Raw genomic sequence first — 23,119 nt, 5'->3', positions numbered from 1 at the left:
CGGGCGCCGCTCAGTTGGCGATATGGTCCCTGAGGGCCTCGTTCATCCGCTTCAGGAACGGGCTCTGGGCGATACCTGCCTCCTTCTCCCAGCGAAGGAGGGCGCCCGAGCGGTGCCAGTGAGCGACCATGCCGGACATGAAGCGGCCGAAGGGCCCTTCGAGGTCGGCCAGCCGCACGGCGAGGCCCCAGGGCGTGTCGTTCTGCGAGGCGAGGGGCTGGTGATAGTCCTTCCAGCGGTCGCTCGCGAGCATGACGGCGATGAGGTTGTCGTCATAGATCCAGCCGAGGCAGCGGCGCTGCTCCAGGGCCGTCTCCACTTCGGCGATGCCGGTGAACGCCACGATCTCGACGCCGAAGCGCTCGGTGGCGGGGCGATTGTACCAGGCGCCCTGGATAGCGCAGAGCTGCCGGCCCCGCAGCTGGTTCCAGTCGGTCACGTTGACCGATCGCGGCATCAGGATGTTGAAGCCCGACGAGTAGTAGTTCGGATGGACGATGCCGACGACACGGCGGCGGTCGGCGACGTCGGACATGGTCGCAATCATCAGATCGATCTGGCCCTGGGCCAGGAACTGCATGCGATTGGCGGCGATGACCGGCGTGAACTCGGCGCGGACGCCCAGCGTGCGGGCGACGTCCCGCGCCATCTCGATCTCCAGCCCGACGAACTCGCCGGCCGGATTGCGGAACCCCCAGGGGCGGTAGTCGGCGCGAACCCCGACGCGAAGAACGCCCTCCCGCATGATCTTGGCGAGGGTGCTCTCGCCGGCTGGCGCGCCTTGCGCCGCGGCTGGCAGGCTGGAGGGCAGGGCGAGGCCGAGACAGACAAGGGCGCCCAGGGCGAGGCGGCGTGAGGCGGCGATGAGACGCATCGGATAACTCCCGGCTGGCAGGAGCGGGCGCCAGAAGGCGGGCCGCGCACATCACGATCATCGCCGTGTCGATGGCGGCGACATGCTCAGGCGCGACCTATTCTTGTCCCGGGGCGACGGGTCGCTGCTTCCCCACGATGCGCCGTCCCGCACAGGCGGCTCGCGACGGCTTTCACGCCCGCCGCCGCTCCCGCGTGGGTGGCAATCCGAACCGCGCACGATAGGCGCGCGAGAAATGCGGCGCCGAGACGAAGCCGCAGGCGAAGGCCACCTCGATGATCGGCAGGGCCGTCTGGGTGACGAGGTTGCGCGCCCGGTCGAGCCGGAGGTCGAGGTAGTGCTCGCGCAAGGTGCGGCCGAGATGCGCGCGGAACAGGCGTTCGAGCTGTCGCAAGGAGACACCGGCTGTCTCGGCCAGCGCCTCGCGGGCGAGGGGCTCCTCGAGGGCCGCCTCCATCCGCTCGAGCGCCGCCAGCACGGCGGGATTGGCGATGTCGTAGCGCTCGCGCAGGCTCATGCGCTGGGGCGCCGCGGACTGGCGGATCGTCGTGTGCAGGAACCATTCGCTGACGGCGCGCGCCAGCGGCCGCCCGTATTCCGCCGCGATGAGCGCGGCCATCATGTCGAGTGCGGCCGTCCCGCCCGAGGAGGTGCAGCGGTTCCGATCGATCTCGAACAGGTTGCGCGTGATGTCGAGGTTCGGGAATTCCTCGCGCAGGGCCGGGTCGTACTCCCAGTGAAGGGTGCACCGGTAGCCGGAAAGGAGCCCGGCGCGGGCGAGAAGGTAGGGGCCGCCCGAGACGCCGCCGATCCGGATGCCGCGATGGGCCTGGGCGCGCAGCCACGCCAGCGTTGCCTGATCGTCGAACAGGGTCGGATTGCCGCCCGCGCAGACGAACAGGTCGTCCACGTCGAGCGGGCCCTCGAGCCCTTGGTCCGGCACGATGGCGAGGCCGTTGGAGGCGAGGGCGGGGCGGCCGTCGGGCGAGACGTGCTTCCAGGTGTAGAGCGTGCGGCCCGCCAGGGCGTTGGCGGCGCGGTAGGGTTCCATCGCGCAGGAATAGGCGATCATCGCGAAATCCGGCGCCAGCAGGAAGCCGATGCGTCGCGGCGTGTCACGTGAGCCGGCGGGGACCGGGACGCGGCCTTGCACCACGGCGCGCGGGGCCGCTCGCGGATCGGGAGGGCCCGATACGATGTCGCGATTAGGCATGGTCGTGTCGGCTGAGGACATGTCGGCAGCGATCCTCATGGCAAGGTCCGGGTCAAGTCAACCGACGCCCGGAAAGCAACCGGCCCGATGTCCTATTCCGCTTTCGCGCTGCTGAAGAACGCGCTCTCGGGCAACCGGGGCTGGAAGCCGGTCTGGCGAGAGCCGGAGCCCAAGGCCCATTACGACACGATCGTCGTCGGCGGGGGCGGTCATGGCCTGGCGACGGCCTATTACCTCGCCAAGGAGCACGGGATCACCGACGTCGCGGTGGTCGAGAAGGGCTATCTCGGCTCGGGCAATGTCGGCCGCAACACGACGATCATCCGCTCCAACTACCTGCTGCCCGACAACACCCGCTTCTACGAATGGTCGCTGAAGCTGTGGGAGGGGCTGGAGCAGGACATCAACTACAACGCCATGGTGAGCCAGCGCGGCGTGCTGAACCTTGCCCATACCGACGCCCAGCGCGACGCCTATGCCCGCCGCGGCAACGCCATGCGGATCGCCGGGGCGGATGCCGACCTCCTGACCCGCGAGGAGATCCGGGCCATGGTCCCGCTCCTGGCGATGGACGATGCGCGCTTCCCCGTGAAGGCCGGGCTTCTGCAGCGGCGCGGCGGCACCGTGCGCCACGATGCGGTCGCCTGGGGCTATGCCCGTGCCGCCGACCAGCGCGGCGTGGATCTCCTCCAGAACTGCGAGGTGATCGGGATCCGCGTCGAGAACGGCGCCGTCAAGGGCGTGGAGACGACGCGGGGCTTCATCGGGGCGCGCCGGGTGGCTCTGGCCGCGGCCGGGCATTCCTCGCGGGTGGCGGAAATGGCCGGCCTGCGCCTGCCCCTTGAGAGCCATGTGCTGCAGGCCTTCGTCTCGGAAGGCGTCAAGCCGGTGCTGGACCAGGTCGTGACCTTCGGCGCCGGGCACTTCTACATCAGCCAGTCCGACAAGGGCGGCCTCGTCTTCGGCGGCGATATCGACGGCTATGCGTCCTACGCCCAGCGCGGGTCGCTGCCGATCGTCGAGGACGTCATGGAATGCGCCATGGCGCTGTTCCCGTCGTTCTCGCGCCTGCGCTACCTGCGGCAGTGGGGTGGCGTGATGGACATGTCCATGGACGGGTCGCCGATCATCGGCACGACCCCGATATCCGGGCTCTTCCTCAACTGCGGCTGGTGCTATGGCGGGTTCAAGGCCACTCCGGCGTCAGGCTGGTGCTTCGCCTGGACCATCGCCAAGGGCGAGCCGCATGCGCTGAATGCCGGCTTCCGGCTGGACCGCTTCGCGACCGGCCATGTCATCGACGAGAAGGGCGCCGGCGCCCAGGCGAACCTGCATTGAGGACGCGATGAGGATCCCTTGTCCCTTCTGCGGCGAACGCGGCTCGGAGGAGTTCGTCTCCGTCGGTCTCGTGCCGGGGCCACGTCCGCCGGCCGAGGCACCGCTATCCGCTTTCGTTGACTACCAGCACCTGCGGGACAACCCCGCCGGGACGGTGCGCGAGCATTGGCAGCACGTCTATGGCTGCCGCCGCTGGCTGGTGGTGACGCGCGATACCCGCAATCATCTCGTCGCGGCCGCCGAACCGGCCAGGAGCGCACCATGACCGCGGGCGCCCCCAATCGACTGGCCGCCGGCGGCCTCATTGACCGGGAGCGGCCCGTCGCTTTCCGGTTCGATGGGCGTAGCTACCAGGGCTTCCAGGGCGACTCGCTCGCCTCCGCGCTTCTCGCAAGCGGCGTGCGCCTGATGGGGCGCTCGTTCAAGCACCACCGGCCCCGCGGCGTCTGGGGCGCCGGCTCGGAAGAGCCGAACGCCCTGATGGAATTGCGGACAGGGGCAAGGCGCGAACCCAACACGCGCGCGACGCAGATCGAGCTGTTCGACGGGCTGGAGGCGGCGAGCCAGAACCGCTGGCCTTCGCTCAAGTTCGACGCGATGGCGGTGAACTCGCTGCTGTCGCCGGTCTTCGCTGCCGGCTTCTACTACAAGACCTTCATGTGGCCCGCCTCCTTCTGGGAGAAGGTCTATGAACCGCTGATCCGCCGCGCCGCCGGCCTCGGGCGGGCGGCTGAGGCGCCGGATCCCGACAGCTACGAGCGGCGGCGGCTGTTCTGCGATGTCCTCATCGTCGGCGGTGGAGCCACCGGCCTGATCGCGGCGCTGGCCGCGGGGCGGGCCGGAGCGCGGGTCGTGCTCTGCGAGGAGGAGCCAATCCTCGGCGGCCGGCTGAACTGCGAGACCGAGCGCCTCGACGGGCGCCCCGGCAGCGAATGGGTCCGGAGCATGGCCGACGAACTGGCGGCTCTCGACAATGTCACCCTGCTCACGCGCACCACCGTGTTCGGCCTGTTCGACCATGGTGTTCATTCCGCGCTTGAGCGGGTGGCCGACCACAAGCCCGAGCCGGACCCGTTCGAGCCGCGCCAGCGCTATTGGCAGATCGTGGCGAAGCGCACGATCCTCGCGGCCGGCGCCATCGAGCGGCCGATCGCCTTTCCGGGCAACGACCGGCCGGGCGTGATGTCCGCGGCGGCGGTGCGGGTCTATCTCAATCGCTATGCGGTGGCGCCGGGGCGGCGGATGGTGCTGTTCACCGCCACCGATGACGGCTGGCGCACGGCGCGCGATGCACTGGCCGCGGGCATCAGTCTTGAGGCCGTGGTCGACGTGCGTCCCGATGTGCCCGATGCCGTCCGGGCGCTCATCCCGGCCGGTTCCACGCGCGTCCTCGCCGGCGGCCGGGTGACCGGCACCCATGGCTATCTCGGCCTCCAGGCGGCTGACCTCGTGGATGCCTCGGGAAAGAGCCACCGCGTCGACTGCGACCTGCTGGCCGTATCGGGCGGCTGGAATCCGACGCTCCATCTGACGGCGCATCTCGGCCACAAGCCGCGCTGGGACGAGAGCAGGGCGGCCTTCGTGCCCGATGCGCTGCCGCCGGGGCTGTCCGCCGCCGGTGCGGCGAGGGGCGCCTTCACGCTCGGCGAATGCCTGAGCTCCGGCGCCGAGGCGGCTGCGGCCGCCCTGGGGGATCTCGGTTACCCCTCGCCCAATCTGCCGCTGCCGAAGACCGAGCGCGAAGCGGGCGGGCTTGCCGCCTTCTTCGCGGTTCCCGGCAAGAAGGCCTATCTCGACTTCCAGCACGACGTGACGGCTGACGATGTGGCGCTCGCCGCGCGGGAGGGGTTCCGGTCGGTCGAACATGCCAAGCGCTACACGACCATGGGCATGGCGACGGACCAGGGCAAGACATCGAGCGTCGCCGGTCTCGCCGTGCTGGCGGAGGCGACCGCGCGCACCATCGCCCAGACCGGCACGACGGTGTTCCGTCCGCCCTATACGCCGGTGGCGATCGGCGCCATCGCCGGCAGCCATCGGGGCCGGCATTTCCGCCCGACGCGGACGACCCCGCTCCATGATTGGGCCTGCGCCAACGGGGCGAGCTTCGTGGAGGTCGGCCCCTGGCTGCGCGCCGAATGGTATGCGCGGCCTGGCGAGAAGGGCTGGCGCGATTCCGTTGACCGGGAAGCGTTGGCCGTGCGCGCTGGCGTCGGTGTCTGCGATGTCTCGACCCTCGGCAAGATCGAGGCCGTGGGGCCGGGCGCGGCCGCCCTGCTCGATTTCGTCTACGCCAACACGATGTCGAGCCTGAAGCCTGGCCGCCTCCGCTATGGGCTGATGCTGCGCGAAGACGGCTTCGTGATGGATGATGGCGTGGTGGCGCGCCTTGCCGAGGACAGGTTCTTCATCACCACGACGACGGCCAATGCCGGCAAGGTGATGCAGCATCTGGAATTCTGCCACCAGGTGCACAGGCCGGACCTCGACGTGTCGTTCCTGTCGGTCACCGATCGCTGGGCGCAGATGTCGATCGCCGGGCCGCGCTCGCGTGACCTCCTGGCGTCCATCGCGCCGGGGACCGACGTCTCGGACGCGGCCATGCCGCATATGAGCATGCTGGAGACGGTGATCTTCGGGGTCCCGGTGCGGCTCTACCGCATGTCCTTTTCCGGCGAGCGCGCCTACGAGATCGGCGTTCCCGCCGATCTTGGCCATGCCTTCATGGAGCGGCTGATGGAGGCCGGGGCCCCCTTCGGCCTGACCCCCTATGGCACCGAGGCTCTCGGCGTCCTGCGCATCGAGAAGGGCCATGTGGGCGGCGGCGAGATCAACGGGCAGACGACGGCCGGTGACCTGGGCCTTGGCGGCATGATGGCCAAGGGCAAGGACTTCATCGGCCGGGCCCTTGCCGGTCGCCCGGCGTTGGTCGATCCCATGCGGCCCGGCCTCGTTGGACTGAAGCCGAAGGACCCGGCGGCGACCCTGCGGGCTGGCTCGCACCTGCTGCCGCCGGACGTGGCGCCCTCGATCGAGGCCGACCAGGGCTATGTCACCTCCGCCTGCTTCTCGCCGACGCTGTCCTCCTCCATCGCGCTGGCGCTGATGAGGGGAGGGCGGACGCGCATCGGCGAGACGGTCCGCGCCTTCGATCCTGTCCGCGGCGGCGATGTCCTGTGCGACGTCGTCCACCCGGTCTTTGTCGATCCGGAAGGGGGGCGCGCCCGTGGTTAGTGTCGAAGCCTCCGCGCCGCTGCTGCCGCGCAGTCCATTCGCTGCCCTGATCACACCGGGTGTCCACGGCCGGCCGGGGCAGGGCGGATTGGTGATCGAAGACGTCTCCCTGCGCGGACTGGCCTCTGTCGTGCTCGCGGCCCCGGCGCCTTTCGGCGCGGTCCGGCGGGGGAACGCCACCTATGTCACGACCCAGCCGGACCAGACGCTGGTGGTCGGCGACCCTGGCGCCATGCTGGATCTCCAGGCTTTGGATGGTCCGGTCACCGACCTTACCGGATCGCGCGCCATTCTGCGTGTGTCCGGTCCGGCCTGGCGTGAGGCTCTTTCGGCCGTTCTGCCGATCGACCTGCATCCGAGCGCGTTTGGTCCCGGCGCGGCGGCTGCCACCTATGCGGCGCATCTGTCGATGCTGGTCTGGCGCGCCGACGCAGCCGAGGCCGTGGAGATCGCGGTGTACCGGTCCTTTGCCGGGGCGCTGCTCCATGCCGTGGAGGCTGCGGCAGCCCCTCATGGCTATGTGACGCGCTAGCCTGGCGTCGGCGCCGGTCTGGGACGAGCGCATGATCGTCAGCGGCTGCGGATGATCCGCGTCGTCCGTTCGATATGGGCCCGCATATGGCGCTCCGCCGCGGTCGCGTCCCTTGCCGCCAGGGCCTCGAGGATCAGGGCATGGTCGGCATTGCCCTGCGCCATCTGCTCGGCCGACGACATGCGCACCACGTCGCCGTTGAAGTAGAACAGGCCCGTCGCGTCGATCGCGTCGACCAGCTTCGGATTGCGGGCCGCGGCGATGACCGCGTCGTGGAAGGCCCGGTTGGTGCGCACGCGGGCCTTCTCGTCCTGCGGATCCAGCGCCAGACGCTCCGCATGGATGGCGAACAGCTGCGCGAGGTCGTCGGCCGTGGCGCGTTGGGCCGCCAATCCCGCGGCGAAGCCCTCCAGCGCGGCGCGAACCTCCGCATTCAGGGTGAGGTCCTCAAGCGAGAACTCCCGAACCGCCCAGCCACGCTTGCGCGGGACGATCAACCCGGCGGCCGCCAGCCTCTGCAGGCTCTCGCGCACCGGCGTACGGCTGACACCGAGGCGTTCGGCGATATCGGCCTCGATCAGCGGCTCATTGGGACGCAACTCGCCCGCAATGATCGCCTGCCGGACGCGATCGAACACCTCTCCTGACCGGCGTTGCGGCGGCAGCGCGGCGGCGCCTGGCGTCGTGACCGATAGCGAACGCACCTCGGACATCTCCCTTCATTGACACCTCCGTAACACGCATGCGAGTTTGCATGCAAACAAGAATGCAAACGCTTGGAGCGTTCGTTGACGACGCGCCATGGGGCGGGAGATGTCCGATGCAGGTCTATGACGGGGGACGGTTCGGCACGCAGGATCCCGGATGTGCCGGGCTCATCGCCCATATCGGCCACAGCGATTTCGGGTCGCAATTCCTGACTTTCGCGCGGTCGGCCCTCGGCACGGACCATGTCACCGCCTTCGCCACGACCCACTGCGGGACCATCCAGACCGTCCTGGCGGAGAACCTTGGGCCCCGCCGCGTGGCCCGGACGGTCGCCGACCGCTACATCCGCCGGCACTGGAACAACGATCCCGTCACCCGGCTGCTGGCCGGTCCCGCGGCGCGGGATGGCCGCATCATCGTCGATATCGACGCTGCCGATGTGGAGAAGGGCGACTATCGCCGGGAATGCTACGCCGAGATCAACCTCGACCACCGGCTGTCGGTCGCGGAGAAGCGCAACGGCCGGACGATGCGCCTCAGCGTCTATCGCGCGCGGGATGACGATTTCCGGCAGGAGGACGTCGCCCGGCTCGGGCAGATGGCCGATCTGCTGATGGCCTTGCTGTGGCGGCACGACGAGGCGGTCTCGGCCGAGGGTTCGCGCGGCGTTGATGACAATCTCGACGCGCGCATCCAACGGCTCGAACCGGGCCTGACCGAGCGCGAGCGACAGGTCTGCGCCCTGATCGCGCAAGGGGTGACATCGGAGGGCATCGGGCTGCGTCTCGGTATTGGCCTGAACACCGTCCTGACCTATCGCAAGCGCGCCTATGCCCGGCTCGGCATCTCCTCGCAGAATGAGCTGATGCGCCGCCTGATGATGTGATGGCCCGCCGGCCGCCACGCGCTGGCCCCCGCCCTTGTCCCCAGCCGCTGTGACAGCGCCGGGAGCCTTCCGGTGCGACACTGCCGGGCGTTTCCGAAGCACCCCGAGAGCGTCGTGACCGACAGCCCCATTGATGAGACCCATGCTCCCGAACGCCGCAGCTGGGTTGCCTCCGCCCATGATCCCCGGACCGATTTCCCGCTGCAGAACCTTCCCCTCGGCGTGTTCCGGCCGAAAGGCGCTGCCGAGTTCCGCATCGGGGTCGCCATCGGCGACCGCATCCTGGATCTCGCGGCAATCGCGACGCAGCTGGCCGACGAGGTCGATTCCGCCGTCACGGTGCTGACCGCGCCGTCGCTCGGGCCGCTGATGGCGCTTCAGCCGTCGGCGTGGAGGGCTTTGCGCCGCGCTCTGGTCCAACGCCTGGAGGCGGGATCGCCGCACCAGTCCGCGCTCGAGCCCTTCCTGTTCAGCATGGCCGATGCCGAGATGCGGCTGCCCGTCCGTCCCGGCGGCTTCATCGACTTCTTCGCCTCGATCCAGCATGCGACCAATGCGGGGCGCCTGTTCCGGCCGAATGCGCCGCTCCTGCCGAACTACAAGCACGTGCCGATCGCCTATAACGGGCGGGCCTCGACCATCAGGGCGGATGGCGCCGACATCCGCCGCCCGAATGGTCAGAGGCGCCGGGAGGGTGAGGAGACGCCGTCATTCGGCCCTAGCCTGCGGCTCGACTACGAGATGGAGCTCGGCATCTTCCTCGGCGGAGGCACCGCGGTCGGCGAGACCGTCACCATCGACGCGGCGTGGCAGCATATTTTCGGCTTCTGCCTCCTTAACGACTGGTCCGCCCGCGACATCCAGGCGTGGGAATACCAGCCGCTCGGACCGTTTCTCGGCAAGAGCTTCGCGACCTCGGTGTCGCCATGGATCGTGACAGCCGAGGCGCTGAAGCCGTTTCGCGTGCCGGCCGCCGCCAGGGCGGCGGATGACCCGGCGCCGCTTCCCTACCTGCTCGACCCCGCGGACCAGGCCATGGGGGGCCTCGACATCACCCTGTCCGCCTGGCTGCGGACGGCTGCCATGGCCGCCGCCGGCCATCCCGCCGAGCGTCTCGGCACGGCCTCCGCGGCGGGGCTCTACTGGACGCCGGCGCAGATGGTCGCGCACCAGACGAGCAATGGCTGCAGCCTGGAGGCCGGCGACCTCTATGGCACCGGAACCATTTCCGGCGATGGTCCGGATTCCCTCGGCAGCCTGCTCGAGATCACCCGGGGCGGCAGCGAGCCGAAAACACTGGCCAATGGCGACAGCCGCCGTTTCCTCGAGGATGGAGACGAGCTGTCCCTCACGGGACGATGCGAGAAGCCCGGCTTTGCCTCTCTCGGCTTCGGCACCTGTCGGGGCACGGTCCTACCGGCGCTGCCGGTCGGCACCTGACGACCATGTCCCCATCGCTTGGGACAGAGGGATCCCGGCGAAACCTGTAGACTGACGCCACAAGGGCCATGAGCCGCGAAGCCGGGTCACCGGAACGATCAGGGAGAGACGCAGTGAGCAGCTTGCGACAGGGCGGGCAGGGCGAATATCCGCTCCGCGGACGGATCGCGGTGGTGACCGGCGGCAGCAGCGGCATTGGGGCCGCCACCGTCCAGCGGCTCGCCGCGGCCGGGGCCACGGTCGTGGTCGGCTACAATGCGGGCCAGCAGCGCGCCGAGGCGCTCATCGCCCAGCTGCCCGGCCAGGGCCATGTCGCCCTGCATCTGCCGATGGAGGACAGCGCCGCCATCGTCGCCGCCGCCGAGGCCGTGCGCGCGGCCTTCGGCAAGGTCGACGTGCTGGTCAATTCCGCCGGCGTGACCCGCGCCGTCCCGCATGCCGACCTCGACGCCCTCGACGATGCGACCTTCGACCGGATCCTGCTGACCAATGTCCGCGGCCCCTTCGCGACGATCCGCGCCTTTGCCCCGCTGCTGCGGGCGAGCGGCGATTCCGTCGTGATCAACGTGTCGTCGCTGTCGGGAACGACGGGGCTCGGCAGTTCCATCGCCTACTGCGCCTCCAAGGGCGCGCTCGACACGATGAGCCTGTCCCTGGCCCGTGTTCTGGCCCCGGAAACGCGGGTCATCTCCGTCGCGCCGGCGGCGGTGGCGACCGATTTCGTGCCGGGCCGCGGCCGCGAGACTGTCGAGAAGCAGGCCGCCAGCACGCCGCTGAAGATCGTGACGGAGGCCGACGACGTCGCCCTCGCGATCCTCGCCGCCATCACGCATCTGCGCCTGACGACCGGCAGCGCCATCGTCGTCGACAACGGGCGCCATCTCTAGCGCCGACGCCGCCCCAGACAGAGGAGAGACAGCCGTGAACGCCGTTCCCACCTTCGCGCCGAGCGAGGCGGTCCTGTCGCCGCGCGACGGCTCCATCGCCTACATGACCGGCTTCGAGAATTCCTTCGCCACCGAGGCGGTCGAGGGCGCCCTGCCGATCATGCGCAACTCGCCGCAGAAGGCGCCGCAGGGCCTCTATGCGGAGCAATTGTCCGGCTCGGCCTTCACCGCTCCGCGCCACGCCAACAAGCGGACCTGGTTCTACCGGATCCGGCCCTCGGTGAAACATGGTCGCGGCTTCCGGCAGGTCGACCATGGCCTGATCCGCACGGCGCCCTGCCGCGATGAGAGTTCGCTGCCCATCGCCCAGATGCGCTGGCATCCCATCGCCATCCCCAGCGAGCCCTGCACCTTCCTGTCGGGCCTGCGTACCATCTGCACCGGCGGCGACGTCCATATGCAGGCCGGCATGGCAAGCCACGTCTATGTGGCCAACCAGTCCATGGGCGACGACTATTTCTACAATTGCGACGGCGAGATGCTGCTCGTGCCGCAGGAGAACAGCATCCGGGTGTTCACCGAATGCGGCATTCTCGATGCGGCGCCCGGCGAGATCGTCATCGTTCCGAAGGGGATGAAGTTCAAGGTCGACCTGCCCAACGGCCCGGCGCGCGGCTATGTCTGCGAGAATTACGGCTCCTACCTGACCCTGCCCGAGCGCGGCCCGATCGGCGCCAATTGCCTCGCCAATCCCCGCGATTTCCTCGCTCCGGTGGCTGCCTTCGAGGACAAGGAGCGGCCCTGTCGCATGTTCGTCAAGGCGCTGGGGAAGCTCTACGTGACCGACCTGCCGCAGTCGCCGCTGGATGTCGTGGCGTGGCACGGCAATTTCGCACCGGTGAAGTACGATCTGCGCCGCTTCTCGCCGGTGGGGTCGATCCTCTTCGACCATCCCGATCCGTCGATCTACACCGTCCTCACCTCGGCCTCCGACACGCCGGGAACGGCCAATGTCGACTTCGTCATCTTTCCCGAACGCTGGATCGTGATGGAGAACTCGTTCCGCCCGCCCTGGTACCACATGAACGTCATGAGCGAGTTCATGGGCCTGATCTATGGCGTCTATGACGCCAAGCCCGGTGGCTTCGTGCCGGGGGGGATGAGCCTGCACAATGCGCTGATCGCCCACGGCCCCGATGCCGAGGCCTTCGAGAAGGCATCCAACAAGCCGCTGCATCCGGAGAAGCTGTCGGGGACCATGGCCTTCATGTTCGAGACGCGCTTTCCGCTCAGCCCCACCGCCTATGCCTCCAGCCTCGACCTCATGGACGGCGCCTATCCGGATTGCTGGGATCGGATCGAACGCGCCTTCGCGCCGACCTGAGACTCCGCTGCGCCAGGGCGCCGCACATCAAGACGAGAGCGCGCCAAGACGCTCCCGACCGTCACGCATCCAAGGAGCCCCCGATGCCTACACGCCGCGCGGCCGTGGCCGCCCTTCTCTCCACCGGCCTCCTGCCCCGGATGGCCTCGGCCCAGGCCTGGCCGCGGCGTCCCGTGATGCTCATGCACGGTTTCGGCGCCGGCGGTAACGCCGACTCCATCTCGCGCGTCGTCGCCAACGCGCTCTCCCAGGATCTTGGCGAGCAGGTGGTGGTCGAGGCCAAGCCGGGGGCCGGCGGCAATCTGGCCTCCGAGCAGGTCGCCCGCGCCACGCCCGATGGCCACACGATCATCCTGCTCACCGGCGGCCATGCCGTTTCGGCGGCCCTCTACAAGAGCCTGCGCTTCAATCCGGTCGATGATTTTGCCTTCGCCTCGCTGGTGGCAACCTTTCCCTTCGTCATCGCAGCCCGGGCCGACAGCCCGATCCAGTCGATCGCCCAGCTTGTGGAGGCGGCAAGGCGCGAGCCCGGCAAGCTGACCTTCTCGTCCGTGGGATTCGGATCGACGCAGCACCTCGCCGGTGAGCTCTTCGCCGAGACGGCCGGCATCAAGCTGACGCATGTTCCCTATCGCGGCGGCATGCAGCCCCTCAGCGACCTGATGTCCGGCCGCATCGACCTGATGGTTGATTCCATCACCGTCACCGGCGCGGCGATCCGGGCCGGGACGATCCGCGGCCTCGGCGTGACCAGCCGCGAGCCCTGGCCGGCGCTGCCTGAGGTGGTGCCGATCGCAACCACGCTGCCGGGCTTCGAGGTTCGCTCATGGATCGGCATCGCGGCGCCGGCCGCGACCCCCGCACCGGTCATCGCCCGGCTCGAGGGCGCCATCAACAAGGCGCTGCTGTCGGCGCAGGTGCGCGAGCAGCTCGGTTTCCTCGGCGTGAAGCCCGAGGGCTCGACGCCGGAGGGCATGAAGGCCTTCGTCGTCGGCGAGATCGAGCGCTGGAAGCGCGTCGTCCGGGCGTCCGGGATCGAGCAACTCTAGCACGAGAGGCGACCGGACGCGCGCATCCGGCCGTGGCGGCCAGCGCCCATCGGGAGGCGTGGAGCGTCAGCCCTTCCACACTTCCATCGTGGCGAGGGCGCATTCATGCATGACCGTGAGGGCCCTCTGCGTCGCGGCCGTGCCGATCACGAAGGGGTTGGGGCGGCCGTCTCCCATGCGCCCCAGCTTGTCGACCGCCTCGTCGTAGATCGGATGGTTCGAGATGAAGACATCCATGCCCTCGCGCCCGGCGCGGTCGCGCACGCGCGCGGTGCCGTCGATATAGGCCTGGAGCCTGACGAGGCGATCAGGGCGGCGGCCGAAGTTGAAGGCGGTGCCGCCCCAGAGCAGGGCGCGGTGGGTGCGGGCGCCATCGCGCACGTCGAAGGCCAGCGAGATGGTGCCCATGGTGTGGCCGGGGGTGAGGATGACGGCGACGCTGGTGTCGCCCAGGCGCAGGACGCTGCCGTCCTCGACCGCCATGTCGCGCTGCGGCGGCCGGCCCCAGTCGGGCCGGTCGAACTCGAGCTGGGTCTCCATCATGGTCCAGTCGAGGGATGAGGCGACGATCCGCGGCGCGTAGCGGCGCTTGAGATAGCCGACGCCGCCATAATGGTCGCCATGGCCATGAGTGACGATCACCATCTTGATCGCGGCCGGGTCGAGCCCCAGGCGCCGCATGCCGGCATCGATGATGTGTTCGGCCTCGTCGTCATTGTCCATGGCATCGATGAGGATGATGCCGTCGGAAGTCACGAGCGCCCAGGCGCTGACCCAGCGGCTGCCGACGAAGAACAGGTTGTCGAAAGCCTTGCCGGGGGGCGGGGCCGGCAGGCGCATCAGTTCATCCGGCGACATCGGACGGGCCCCGGGCGTCGGAGCGACGATCTCCGACAGGCGCAGATAGGAAAGAAGATCATCGCCCGCCGCGGCCCGCGCCGCCGCGAGGTGCCGCTGCACGGCGGCCGACTGGGCTTTGGCAGGATCCGCCGGCAGGGCCGCCATGGCGCAGCAGGCGCAGGCCATGGCGAGGAAATCCCGCCGGCTTGGGTCGACCGCCTCGGCGCGCAGCGGGAGGGATGGCGGCTTGCGGAACAGCATCGCAGGGTCCTCGGTGATCGATGCGCGGAAGGGGTCACGATGCGCCGGCGGCATGGCGGGCGTCCAGAGTGAGGTCTGGTCCGCGGCGATGCAACCGGCGCCAGGGCCATCAGGCCTCTGCGACGTAGACACCCTTGGTGCCGGTGGGGTTCGGGCCCTCGGCCGGTCCGATGAAGTGCTCGAACTGGGTCTTGAGGCGCTCGACGCGCGTCCGGTCCTTCATGAAGACGCGGAACCGCAGCGGGTCGGTGTTGAAATTGCCGATCGGCCCGACATTGCCGGCGGCCGGCACGTCGCGCCGCACCGACCACTGGGTCGTGCGGGAGACGGTCGCGTCACGCGAGGCCATCCAGCTCACATAGAGGCGCGCGGCCTCTTTGTGGCGGGCTTCCCTGAAGATCGCACCGGTCTGCGGCCAGGACAGGAAGACGTCGTTGCGCGGCAGGATGAACCGCGACGGGGCATTGGCGGGCGGTGCGAAGGTGCCGGAGGCCGTGAAGGTGACGGCGCGCTTGCCCTCGTTGACGGCGATGCGAGCCGGCACCGTGCCGCGGATCCACAGCACATCCTGGCGCATCAGCCGTTCCATGTAGTCCCAGCCATGGGCCTGCACGATGCGGTCGAACTGGTAGAGCACGGCGTCATCGTCATGGGGATAGGTGAGCACGATCCGGCCCTTGAGCCGGGGATCGAGATAATCGACGGCATCGCGCGGCGCCTCGTTCTCCCCGATCATCGCGGGATTGTAGCTGTTGCTGAAGGCGATGACGCCGATGCCGGCAAAGGCGCCGTCCGGGTCCTTGTAGCCGGGCGCGATCGCATCCCAATCGAGCGGCTTGTAGGCCAGCAGCTGGCCCTCGTCCTTCCACCGGTCGAAATCCTGCAGCGTCTGCAGCACGGCGACGTCGGCTTCCAGCCGCCCGCGGGCGAGCTGAAGGTCGATGCGGGCATCGTGATACTTGCTCAGATCCGTGACGATCTTGATCGACATGCCGGGGAAACGGGCCATGAAGGCGCGTTCGACACCGGCATAGGCATTGGGAATGTCACCGCCGGCATAGACGACGAGCTTGCCGCCCTCGGCGAGGGCCGCACGGTGGATCTCGTCGAGGCTGCGGGTCTCGACATCGGGAGCGGGCCGCAGCGGCACCGGATCCGCCTTCAGCCGCGCGGCAGCGAGGAGGACGGGGGCGCTGACGGCATAGCCGAGCAGGCGGCGGCGGTCGGGGGCAGAGGGCGTTGGGCGGGTCACGAGGCGTCTCCGTGGGATGGTCCCGGCGATATCCTGCGAAACGCTGTGAGACACAAACCACAGCCGATTGATAAATTATATCCGTATGAGATACAATCTAGCATGGATCGTCTGGCCGAACTCGAAGCCTTCGTGCGCACCGTGGACCTCGGCAGCCAGGCCGCCGCAGCCGATGCTCTCGGCCTGTCGCGCATGGCGGTCAGCCGGCTTGTCCGGCAGATCGAGGGGCGGGTGGGAACCCAGCTGCTCTACCGGACGACCCGCCGGCAGACGCTGACGGAAGCGGGCGCCCGATTTCTCGCCGAGGCGCGCAGCCTGGTCGACCGCTATCGCGACCTCACGAGTGCCTCGTCGGCGCCGGGCGACAGCATCAGCGGCACCTTGCGGATCAGCGCGCCGGTGTCCTTCGGCTCGCGGCATGTGATGCCGCTGCTGCCGGCCTTCGCCGCTCTCTATCCCCGCGTGCTGTTCGACGTCGTGCTCAGCGACCGGCAGGTTCACCTGGCCGACGAAGGGTTCGATCTCGCCATCCGCATCACGGCCGAGGGCGGCTCGCCGGTCCGGGCGACGCGGCTTGCCACCTCCCGGACGATCATCTGCGCCGCGCCTTCCTATATCGCCGCCCATGGGCTGCCGCTGGTCCCGGCGGACCTCGGGCAGCACAACTGCCTGCGCTACGCCTATAGCGCGGAGACCAGCACCTGGCCGCTGGTCGATGCCGCGGGCGTGGTGACGAAGGTCGAGCCGCGGGGGAACCTCGTCTGCAACAACGGCGATGCGCTGCTTGCTGCCGCCATTGCGGGGCAGGGCATCATCCAGCAACCGGCCTTCATCGTCGCACCGGAGATCCGGGCGGGCCGCCTGATGCGGCTGCTCGGCCAGTACCGGACCCGCGAACTGACCATCTCCGCGGTCTATGCGCCGGCGGCGCGGCCCCAGGCGAAGATCCTGACCTTCATCGATTTCCTCGTCGATCGCTATGCCGGCGAGAGCTTCTGACGGTATCGACAGTGGCAGGTCCGCGGCCGGTCCTCGGCCGCGGCGGCCGGTCGGGGGCGGCGGTTACTGCACCACCAGCTTCAGTTCCGCGATGAGCGGGCGGACGCCGTCGACCTGGCGGCGCAGGACCGTCAGGAACTCCGCCGGGGTCGAGCCGATGGGGTCCGCGCCGAGCGACTGCAGGCGCGCACGCAGGTCCGGTTCCTGCATCGCACGCTTCACGCCGGCCTCCAGCTTGTCGACGATGTCGTCCGGGGTCGCGGCCGGCACGAAGAAGCCGTTCCAGCCCTGCATTTCCATGTTGGGGAAGCCCAGTTCGCGAACGGTCGGAACATCCGGCAGCGCGGTGGGCCGGGTGGTCGAGAGCGTCGCCAGCGGCCGGACGGCCCCCGAGCGGATGAACTCCAGCGAGGTGGACAACTGGTCGCCGCCAAGGTGCAGGCGTCCGGCCACGAGCTCCTGGAGGAGTGGCGCTGCCCCGCGGAAGGGCACGTGGTCCAGCTTCAGCCCGGAATCCCGCTTGAACACCTCCATGGCGAAATTCATGACGCTGCCGGGGCCGGTTGACCCGTAGAGCGCCGGGTCGCCGGACTGGCGGGCCGCGGTCACGAAGTCGGCGAGGGTGCCGGGAGGGCTGTTGGCCCGGCCGAGCACGATCATCGGCACATGTGCTGCGAGCGACACGGGACGGAAATCGCGGAACATGTCGTGGGTCGCGCGCCCGGCGATCTCCAGCGACACGCTGGTCGTCGAGAAGGTCAGGTTGTGGAACAGCAGCGTGTAGCCGTCGGGGGCCGCCTTGGCGACGCGGTCCGCGCCAAGCGATCCGCCGGCGCCGCCGACATTCTCCACGACGAAGGGCTGGCCCCAGTAGGATTGCAGCCGCTCGCTCACCAGGCGCGCCAGAAGATCCGTCGTGCCACCGGCGGGGAAGGGGACGATCACCCTCACGGCGCGGTTGGGGTAGCTCGTCTGTCCGGCGGCGGTCCCTGCCGCTGCCACAGACATCAACGCACTCGCGACAAAGCTCCGCCGGTCAAGGCGCATGGCATCCTCCCTGATTTTCAGCTCCTGTCCCGGAGCTTGACCCCAGCCAATCACGAAAGCGGCTGGTCTTGAAGCCGCGTCTTTTGCACACTGGGCAGGACAGATCAGCGCGGATGCCGCGGCCTCAGGCTGCGCCGTCCGACGCAGGTTTGCGCGACAGGACAATCAGAGGTGCCAGACGGCGGCCGCAAGGCCGCGGAAGGCATCCGGATACGAGGGTGGATGAATGCCGACGATCGGAGTGGCCGGGCTTGGCCGGATGGGCGCCGCCATGGCGCAGCGCCTCATCGAGACCGGCGCGAGCGTGGTGGTGTGGAATCGCAGCGCCGAGAAATGCGAGCCGCTGAGGGTCCGGGGTGCGACGGTGGCCGCATCGCCGGCAGCCCTTTCGAGCCTCTGCGACGTGATCATCACGATCCTCACCGATGCCGAGGCGATCGAGACCGTCTATCGCGGCCGCGACGGCCTGCTCTCAGGCGCCGTCGCGGGCAAGCTCTTCATCGAGATGAGCACGGTCCGCCCGCAGACGGAGCAGGCCCTCGCGCGGGATGTCGCCGCGGCCGGTGCGGCCTTCGTCGAATGCCCGGTGGGCGGCACGGTCGGGCCTGCCCTCAAGGGCCAGCTCATCGGCTTTGCCGGCGGTGACGCCGCGGCGGTCGAGCGGGCGCGGCCGGTTCTCGAGGCGCTGTGCCGCCGCTTCGACCATGTGGGCGAGGTCGGCGCCGGCTCCAGCTTCAAGCTCGCCATCAACCTGCCGCTCGCGGTCTATTGGCAAGCGCTCGGGGAGGCCTTCGCCCTGTGTGAACATCTCCCCATCGACCGTGCCAAGATGATCGAGATCTTCCAGGAGACCTCGGGTGCCCCGAATGTCCTGAAGGCCCGGGGCGCGACCGTGGCCGAGGCGCTCGGCGGCAAGGCGCTCGGCCCCGGGTTCTTCGATTGCGACGGCATGCGCAAGGACCTGCGCACCATGATCGCCGAGGCCGGCTCCAAGGGATACCAGCTGCCCGTCGCCGGGGCTGCGCTTGCGGTGTTCGACGAGGCCAGCGCCGCAGGATGGGGCGGCAAGGACTGCATGGAAATGCCGACCTACACCGTCAAGCGCGGCGCCTGATCCCAAGTCTCGGAGGGCGCTCCCGGTGGGAGCGCCCAACGCTGCGCTCCCGTCAGGTCGAGGGGAGCGCAAACAGCCGCCCGGTCCGGATCCTCAGCGCCACGGTGTCGCCGCGCGCCACGGGAACGTCCAGTCCCACATCGGCCTCGACCGGCGGCAGATCGTCGGCGAGCCGGATCTCCAGGCGGCGGCTGGCCGAGGCCCGGGTGATGGCGGTGACCGTGCCGGTCGCCGTCCCGGCTCCCGGGGCGACCACATCGACGTCGCTGCTGCGCAGGAAGAGCGCGGCCGGGCCGCCGGACGCTCCGGCCGGGGCCGGTCCGAGCGCGATCCCGCCGGCGCGGATGAAACCGTCCGCCACCGTCACATCGAGCCTTACGGCCTGGCCGACGAAGCCGGCGACGAAGGCATTGGCCGGGCGGTCGAGGATGTCGTCGGGTGATCCCAGCTGTTCCAGACGGCCGCGATTGAGGATGGCGACGCGGTCGGCAAGCTCGACGGCCTCCTCCTGATCGTGGGTCACGAAAACCGTGGTGTGGCCGGTACGCTGGTGGATGTCACGCAGCCAGCGCCTGAGGTCCTTGCGCACCTGGGCGTCGAGCGCGCCGAAGGGCTCGTCGAGAAGCAGCACCCGCGGCTCCACGGCAAGGGCCCGGGCGAGCGCCACGCGCTGGCGCTGGCCGCCGGAGAGCTGGCCGGGAAAGCGCTTGCCGATGCCGGGCAGCTGGACGAGCTCGAGGAGCTCCTCGACGCGCCGGCGGATCTCGTCGCGCGGCGGACGCAGGGCTCGCGGGCGGACGGTCAGGCCATAGGCGATGTTGTCGGCGACGCTCATATGGCGGAACAGGGCATAGTGTTGGAAGACGAAGCCGACCTTGCGGTCCTGCACGCGCAAGCCCGTCGCGTCCTCGCCGCCGAAATGGACCGAGCCGGCGGTCAGGGGTTCGAGGCCCGCAATGGCCCGCAGCAGCGTCGTCTTGCCGGAACCCGAGGGTCCTAGCAGCGCCAGAAGTTCGCCCGGGCGGATGTCGAGGTCGATGCCGTCCAGCGCCTTCGACCCGCCGAAATCCTTGGCGACGCCGCGGACGGCGATGGCCGTGGCGGCCGTCTCAGTGTCGGCCCTTGCCGGCGAGCGCGTCGCCGTATCGCCATTCGAGGAGGGACTTTGCACCGAGCGTGACCAGCGCGAGGAGGGCGAGGAGGGTGGCAACCGCGAAGGCGCCAACGAAATTGTACTCATTGTAGAGGATCTCCACATGGAGCGGCATGGTGTTGGTCAGGCCGCGGATATGGCCTGAGACGACGGCGACGGCGCCGAACTCGCCCATGGCGCGGGCGTTGCAGAGCAGGACCCCGTAGAGCAGGGCCCAGCGGATGTTCGGCAGCGTCACGGTGAGGAAGGCCTTGAGCCCCGAGGCGCCAAGGGTGAGCGCCGCTTCCTCCTCGGCCGTGCCCTGTTCCTGCATGAGCGGAATGAGTTCGCGGGCAATGAAGGGCAGCGTCACGAAGGTCGTCGCCAGCACGATGCCCGGCAGGGCGAAGATGATCTTGATGTCCCAGGCCGAGAGATACGGTCCGAGCAGGCCGTGGCTGCCGAAGACCAGCACGAAGACCAGGCCCGAGACCACCGGAGAGACCGAGAAGGGCAGGTCGATGAGCGTGATGAGCAGGCTCTTGCCCGGAAACTCGAACTTGGCGATGGCCCAGGCGGCGGCGACGCCGAAGACGAGATTGGCCGGCACGGTGATGGCCGCGACGGTGAGCGTCAGCGTCACCGCCGACCAGGTGGCCTCATCATCGAAGGCGGCGAGCGCCGCCTGGGGACCCTTGCGCAGTGCCTCGGCGAAGACCGCCGCCAGCGGCAGCAGCACGACGAGGGCGAGGAAAGCGACCGCCAGGAGGATGAGCAGCCAGCGGACGGGCGCGGGCTCCTGGAGCGGCGACCGGAAGCCGGCGTTGGGCGCGTCAGACATGGCCGTAGCGCCTCAGGCACCAGGCCTGCACGAGATTGATGGCGAGGAGGCTGGTGAAGGAGATGGCCAGCATCACCACGGCGATGGCGGTGGCGCCGACATAGTTGAACTCCTCCAGCTGCACGATGATCAGCAGCGGCGCGATCTCCGAGACGAAGGGCATGTTGCCGGCGATGAAGATCACCGAGCCATATTCGCCGACCGCGCGGGCGAAGGCGAGGGCGAAGCCCGTCAGCACGGCCGGGACCAGCGCCGGCAGGATCACGCGGAGGATGGTCTGGGCGCGGCTCGCCCCGAGCGTCGCGGAAGCCTCCTCCACCTCCCGGTCGAGATCCGCCAGGACCGGCTGCACGGTCCTCACCACGAAGGGCAGGCCGATGAAGACCAGCGCCACGAAGATGCCGGAGGGCGTGAAGGCGATGCGGATGCCGAAGAGGTCGTTCACCAGCGCGCCGACCCAGCCATTGGTGGCGTAGATGGCGGCGAGCGCGATGCCGGCAACCGCCGTCGGCAGGGCGAAGGGCAGGTCGACCATGGCGTCGAGGATGGCGCGCCCGGGAAAGCGGTAGCGGGTGAGGACCCAGGCGACGACGAGGCCGGCGACCGCGTTCAGCGCGGCCGCCGCCAGCGACAGGTAGAAGCTCGTCTCAAGCGCCGCGCGCACCCGCGGCGAGGCGGCCACGGCCACCAGCCCGCTGACGCCAAGCCCCGAGGCGCGCCAGACCAGCACGGAGAGCGGGATCAGCACGATCAGCGAGAGATAGGCGAGCGCGAAGCCGAGCGTCGGCCCGAAGCCGGGCAGGGCGCTCGGCCTGCGTCGCGGCAGCCCCAGGGCAGGAAGGGCGGCGGCCGTCATCGCGTCGCGGCGCCGGGGCGGTAGATCTGGTCGAAGCTCGCCCCGTCGGCGAAGTGCTCCTTGTGCGCCTTGCCCCAGCCGCCGAACTGCTGGTCGATGGTGACGAGCTTCAGCTGCGGGAACCGCGCGATGTCGGCCGGATCGGCCGCCTCGGGGTTGATCGGCCGGTAGAAGTTCCGCGCGATGATCTTCTGCGCCTCGGGGGTGTAGAGGAACTCGAGATAGGCCTGGGCCACGGCGCGCGTGCCGCGCTTGTCGACCACCTGGTCGACCACGGCCACCGGCGGCTCGGCGAGGATGGAGAGCGAGGGCGTGATGATGTCGAACTTGTCGGCGCCAAATTCCTGCACCGACAAATAGGCCTCGTTCTCCCAGGCGATCAGCACGTCGCCGAGATTGCGCTGGACGAAGGTGGTGGTGGCCCCGCGCGCGCCGGTGTCGAGGACGGGGACGTTCTTGAAGAGGGCGGCGATGAAGTCCTTGGCCTTCGCCGCGTCGCCATTGCTGCGCGCGAGCTCGTAGGCCCAGGCCGCCAGATAGTTCCAGCGGGCGCCGCCGGAGGTCTTGGGGTTCGGCGTGATGACGCTGATGCCGGGTTTGACGAGGTCGTCCCAGTCGCGGATGCGCTTCGGATTGCCCTTGCGCACCAGCAGAACGATGGTCGAGGTGTAGGGCGAGGCGTTGTTCGGCAGGCGGCTCTGCCAGTTCGGCGCGATCTTGCCGCCGTTCTCCACGATCGCGTCGATGTCGCCGCCGAGAGCCAGCGTGACGACATCGGCCTCAAGCCCGTCGATGACCGAGCGCGCCTGGCGTCCCGAACCGCCATGCGAGGTCCGGATCGTCACCTGCTGGCCGGTCTTCTCGCGCCAGTGCCTGGCGAAGGCCTCGTTGAGGAAGCGGTAGAGTTCGCGCGTCGGATCATAGGAGACGTTGACGAGGGTGACGGGGGCCTGGGCGCGAACCGGGCGCGACGCGCCGATGAGGGCGGCGGTGCCGGCAGCGCCGGCGCCATAGGCGAGGAGGGCTCGTCGCGACAGGGCGGGGACGTGGCGGGTCATGGGGCCTCCGAATGACGTTTCTGCCTTCAAGAGCATGACAAAGCGGTCCCATGATCAACCGGGATTTGGGCAGAAAAGAGAAAAAAGATCCGCGTTTCCGCAGATAAGGCCGTAGTAAAGGAAAATTCCTCTCACGCACTCGTGCGGGGCAAACCACTCTCCCTCATCGCCTCT

21 protein-coding genes are annotated in these 23,119 nt (G+C 69.3%); 11 read left to right on the top strand and 10 right to left on the bottom strand.

What is annotated here, in order from left to right; all coding sequences use genetic code 11:
* Positions 1-10 precede the first annotated feature (10 nt).
* Together C8P69_RS11350 and C8P69_RS11345 are read right to left on the bottom strand one after the other, a co-directional pair.
* Positions 11-874 carry a transporter substrate-binding domain-containing protein gene (locus C8P69_RS11350; protein WP_108177151.1) on the bottom strand — a complete coding sequence of 288 codons (864 nt, stop codon included), beginning with the start codon at positions 872-874 and terminating at the stop codon, positions 11-13.
* Positions 875-1,046: 172 nt separating this feature from the next.
* Positions 1,047-2,126 (bottom strand): GlxA family transcriptional regulator, encoded by a 1,080-nt coding sequence (locus C8P69_RS11345; protein WP_245901995.1) that lies wholly within the window; start codon positions 2,124-2,126, stop codon positions 1,047-1,049.
* Between the two features lie 48 nt (positions 2,127-2,174).
* Here C8P69_RS11345 and C8P69_RS11340 point away from each other — a divergent pair, with 48 nt between their 5' ends.
* From C8P69_RS11340 to C8P69_RS11325, 4 genes are all read left to right on the top strand, one after another.
* Complete coding sequence (locus tag C8P69_RS11340) at positions 2,175-3,425, top strand: sarcosine oxidase subunit beta family protein (RefSeq protein ID WP_108177149.1); 1,251 nt, start codon at positions 2,175-2,177, stop codon at positions 3,423-3,425.
* A 7-nt stretch (positions 3,426-3,432) separates the two neighbouring features.
* A complete protein-coding gene (locus C8P69_RS11335) occupies positions 3,433-3,690 on the top strand; it encodes a sarcosine oxidase subunit delta (RefSeq protein WP_108177147.1) in 258 nt (85 codons plus the stop codon).
* The gene (locus tag C8P69_RS11330) at positions 3,687-6,659 is read left to right on the top strand and encodes a sarcosine oxidase subunit alpha family protein (protein WP_108177145.1); all 2,973 of its coding nucleotides are present in this window, start codon (positions 3,687-3,689) and stop codon (positions 6,657-6,659) included. The genes C8P69_RS11335 and C8P69_RS11330 overlap by 4 nt, the downstream gene beginning before the upstream one ends.
* Positions 6,660-6,750: 91 nt before the next feature.
* Positions 6,751-7,191 (top strand): sarcosine oxidase subunit gamma family protein, encoded by a 441-nt coding sequence (locus tag C8P69_RS11325; RefSeq protein WP_170118215.1) that lies wholly within the window; start codon positions 6,751-6,753, stop codon positions 7,189-7,191.
* Positions 7,192-7,229: 38 nt separating this feature from the next.
* Here the strand turns inward: C8P69_RS11325 and C8P69_RS11320 are convergent, their stop codons facing one another.
* Positions 7,230-7,829, bottom strand: coding sequence for a GntR family transcriptional regulator (locus C8P69_RS11320; protein WP_170118214.1), 600 nt, complete (start codon positions 7,827-7,829; stop codon positions 7,230-7,232).
* Positions 7,830-8,011: 182 nt separating this feature from the next.
* Here C8P69_RS11320 and C8P69_RS11315 point away from each other — a divergent pair, with 182 nt between their 5' ends.
* The 5 genes from C8P69_RS11315 (at position 8,012) to C8P69_RS11295 (ending at position 13,545) form a co-directional block, all read left to right on the top strand.
* Positions 8,012-8,785, top strand: a complete 774-nt coding sequence (locus tag C8P69_RS11315) for a helix-turn-helix transcriptional regulator (RefSeq protein ID WP_170118213.1) — start codon at positions 8,012-8,014, stop codon at positions 8,783-8,785.
* 114 nt (positions 8,786-8,899) lie between these two features.
* On the top strand, positions 8,900-10,225 hold the full coding sequence (fahA, locus tag C8P69_RS11310) for a fumarylacetoacetase (RefSeq protein WP_245901994.1): 1,326 nt from the start codon (positions 8,900-8,902) through the stop codon (positions 10,223-10,225).
* A 113-nt stretch (positions 10,226-10,338) separates the two neighbouring features.
* On the top strand, positions 10,339-11,112 hold the full coding sequence (locus tag C8P69_RS11305) for an SDR family NAD(P)-dependent oxidoreductase (protein ID WP_245901993.1): 774 nt from the start codon (positions 10,339-10,341) through the stop codon (positions 11,110-11,112).
* 73 nt (positions 11,113-11,185) lie between these two features.
* Positions 11,186-12,496, top strand: coding sequence for a homogentisate 1,2-dioxygenase (gene hmgA, locus C8P69_RS11300; RefSeq protein WP_245902013.1), 1,311 nt, complete (start codon positions 11,186-11,188; stop codon positions 12,494-12,496).
* 83 nt (positions 12,497-12,579) lie between these two features.
* Entirely contained in the window at positions 12,580-13,545 is a 966-nt protein-coding gene (locus C8P69_RS11295; RefSeq protein ID WP_108177135.1) for a Bug family tripartite tricarboxylate transporter substrate binding protein, read from the top strand.
* Positions 13,546-13,611: 66 nt separating this feature from the next.
* On the opposite strand, the gene C8P69_RS11290 is transcribed toward C8P69_RS11295, so the two are convergent.
* Together C8P69_RS11290 and C8P69_RS11285 are read right to left on the bottom strand one after the other, a co-directional pair.
* Entirely contained in the window at positions 13,612-14,700 is a 1,089-nt protein-coding gene (locus C8P69_RS11290; RefSeq protein ID WP_245901992.1) for an MBL fold metallo-hydrolase, read from the bottom strand.
* Between the two features lie 55 nt (positions 14,701-14,755).
* A complete protein-coding gene (locus C8P69_RS11285) occupies positions 14,756-15,898 on the bottom strand; it encodes an ABC transporter substrate-binding protein (RefSeq protein WP_170118212.1) in 1,143 nt (380 codons plus the stop codon).
* A 102-nt stretch (positions 15,899-16,000) separates the two neighbouring features.
* Between C8P69_RS11285 and C8P69_RS11280 the strand changes: the two genes are divergently transcribed.
* Positions 16,001-16,897, top strand: a complete 897-nt coding sequence (locus C8P69_RS11280) for a LysR family transcriptional regulator (protein ID WP_108177131.1) — start codon at positions 16,001-16,003, stop codon at positions 16,895-16,897.
* Between the two features lie 63 nt (positions 16,898-16,960).
* On the opposite strand, the gene C8P69_RS11275 is transcribed toward C8P69_RS11280, so the two are convergent.
* A complete protein-coding gene (locus tag C8P69_RS11275; protein WP_245901991.1) occupies positions 16,961-17,905 on the bottom strand; it encodes a Bug family tripartite tricarboxylate transporter substrate binding protein in 945 nt (314 codons plus the stop codon).
* Between the two features lie 265 nt (positions 17,906-18,170).
* Between C8P69_RS11275 and C8P69_RS11270 the strand changes: the two genes are divergently transcribed.
* Positions 18,171-19,058, top strand: coding sequence for an NAD(P)-dependent oxidoreductase (locus tag C8P69_RS11270; RefSeq protein ID WP_108177127.1), 888 nt, complete (start codon positions 18,171-18,173; stop codon positions 19,056-19,058).
* A gap of 52 nt (positions 19,059-19,110) precedes the next feature.
* Here the strand turns inward: C8P69_RS11270 and C8P69_RS11265 are convergent, their stop codons facing one another.
* From C8P69_RS11265 to C8P69_RS11250, 4 genes are read right to left on the bottom strand one after another with little or no spacing between them, the layout of a single operon-like run.
* On the bottom strand, positions 19,111-20,229 hold the full coding sequence (locus C8P69_RS11265) for a sulfate/molybdate ABC transporter ATP-binding protein (protein ID WP_425440757.1): 1,119 nt from the start codon (positions 20,227-20,229) through the stop codon (positions 19,111-19,113).
* A complete protein-coding gene (cysW, locus tag C8P69_RS11260; RefSeq protein ID WP_108177125.1) occupies positions 20,168-21,031 on the bottom strand; it encodes a sulfate ABC transporter permease subunit CysW in 864 nt (287 codons plus the stop codon). Before cysW ends, C8P69_RS11265 begins: the two co-directional genes overlap by 62 nt.
* The gene (gene cysT, locus C8P69_RS11255; protein WP_108177123.1) at positions 21,024-21,887 is read right to left on the bottom strand and encodes a sulfate ABC transporter permease subunit CysT; all 864 of its coding nucleotides are present in this window, start codon (positions 21,885-21,887) and stop codon (positions 21,024-21,026) included. Before cysT ends, cysW begins: the two co-directional genes overlap by 8 nt.
* Positions 21,884-22,945, bottom strand: a complete 1,062-nt coding sequence (locus tag C8P69_RS11250) for a sulfate ABC transporter substrate-binding protein (protein WP_108177121.1) — start codon at positions 22,943-22,945, stop codon at positions 21,884-21,886. The genes cysT and C8P69_RS11250 overlap by 4 nt, the downstream gene beginning before the upstream one ends.
* Between the last annotated feature and the right edge of the window lie 174 nt (positions 22,946-23,119).

It is taken from the genome of Phreatobacter oligotrophus (assembly GCF_003046185.1).
Taxonomy (GTDB): Bacteria; Pseudomonadota; Alphaproteobacteria; order Rhizobiales; family Phreatobacteraceae; genus Phreatobacter; species Phreatobacter oligotrophus.
This window is presented reverse-complemented; position numbering and strand designations above follow the sequence as displayed.

Bases quoted from the DNA above. Each gene is read 5' to 3' on its own strand.
- C8P69_RS11350 (WP_108177151.1), bottom strand. From the start codon at position 874: ATGCGTCTCATCGCCGCCTCACGCCGCCTCGCCCTGGGCGCCCTTGTC.
- C8P69_RS11345 (WP_245901995.1), bottom strand. From the start codon at position 2,126: ATGAGGATCGCTGCCGACATGTCCTCAGCCGACACGACCATGCCTAAT.
- C8P69_RS11340 (WP_108177149.1), top strand. From the start codon at position 2,175: ATGTCCTATTCCGCTTTCGCGCTGCTGAAGAACGCGCTCTCGGGCAAC.
- C8P69_RS11335 (WP_108177147.1), top strand. From the start codon at position 3,433: ATGAGGATCCCTTGTCCCTTCTGCGGCGAACGCGGCTCGGAGGAGTTC.
- C8P69_RS11330 (WP_108177145.1), top strand. From the start codon at position 3,687: ATGACCGCGGGCGCCCCCAATCGACTGGCCGCCGGCGGCCTCATTGAC.
- C8P69_RS11315 (WP_170118213.1), top strand. From the start codon at position 8,012: ATGCAGGTCTATGACGGGGGACGGTTCGGCACGCAGGATCCCGGATGT.
- C8P69_RS11295 (WP_108177135.1), top strand. From the start codon at position 12,580: ATGCCTACACGCCGCGCGGCCGTGGCCGCCCTTCTCTCCACCGGCCTC.
- C8P69_RS11290 (WP_245901992.1), bottom strand. From the start codon at position 14,700: ATGCCGCCGGCGCATCGTGACCCCTTCCGCGCATCGATCACCGAGGAC.
- C8P69_RS11280 (WP_108177131.1), top strand. From the start codon at position 16,001: ATGGATCGTCTGGCCGAACTCGAAGCCTTCGTGCGCACCGTGGACCTC.
- C8P69_RS11275 (WP_245901991.1), bottom strand. From the start codon at position 17,905: ATGTCTGTGGCAGCGGCAGGGACCGCCGCCGGACAGACGAGCTACCCC.
- C8P69_RS11270 (WP_108177127.1), top strand. From the start codon at position 18,171: ATGCCGACGATCGGAGTGGCCGGGCTTGGCCGGATGGGCGCCGCCATG.
- cysW (WP_108177125.1), bottom strand. From the start codon at position 21,031: ATGTCTGACGCGCCCAACGCCGGCTTCCGGTCGCCGCTCCAGGAGCCC.
- cysT (WP_108177123.1), bottom strand. From the start codon at position 21,887: ATGACGGCCGCCGCCCTTCCTGCCCTGGGGCTGCCGCGACGCAGGCCG.
- C8P69_RS11250 (WP_108177121.1), bottom strand. From the start codon at position 22,945: ATGACCCGCCACGTCCCCGCCCTGTCGCGACGAGCCCTCCTCGCCTAT.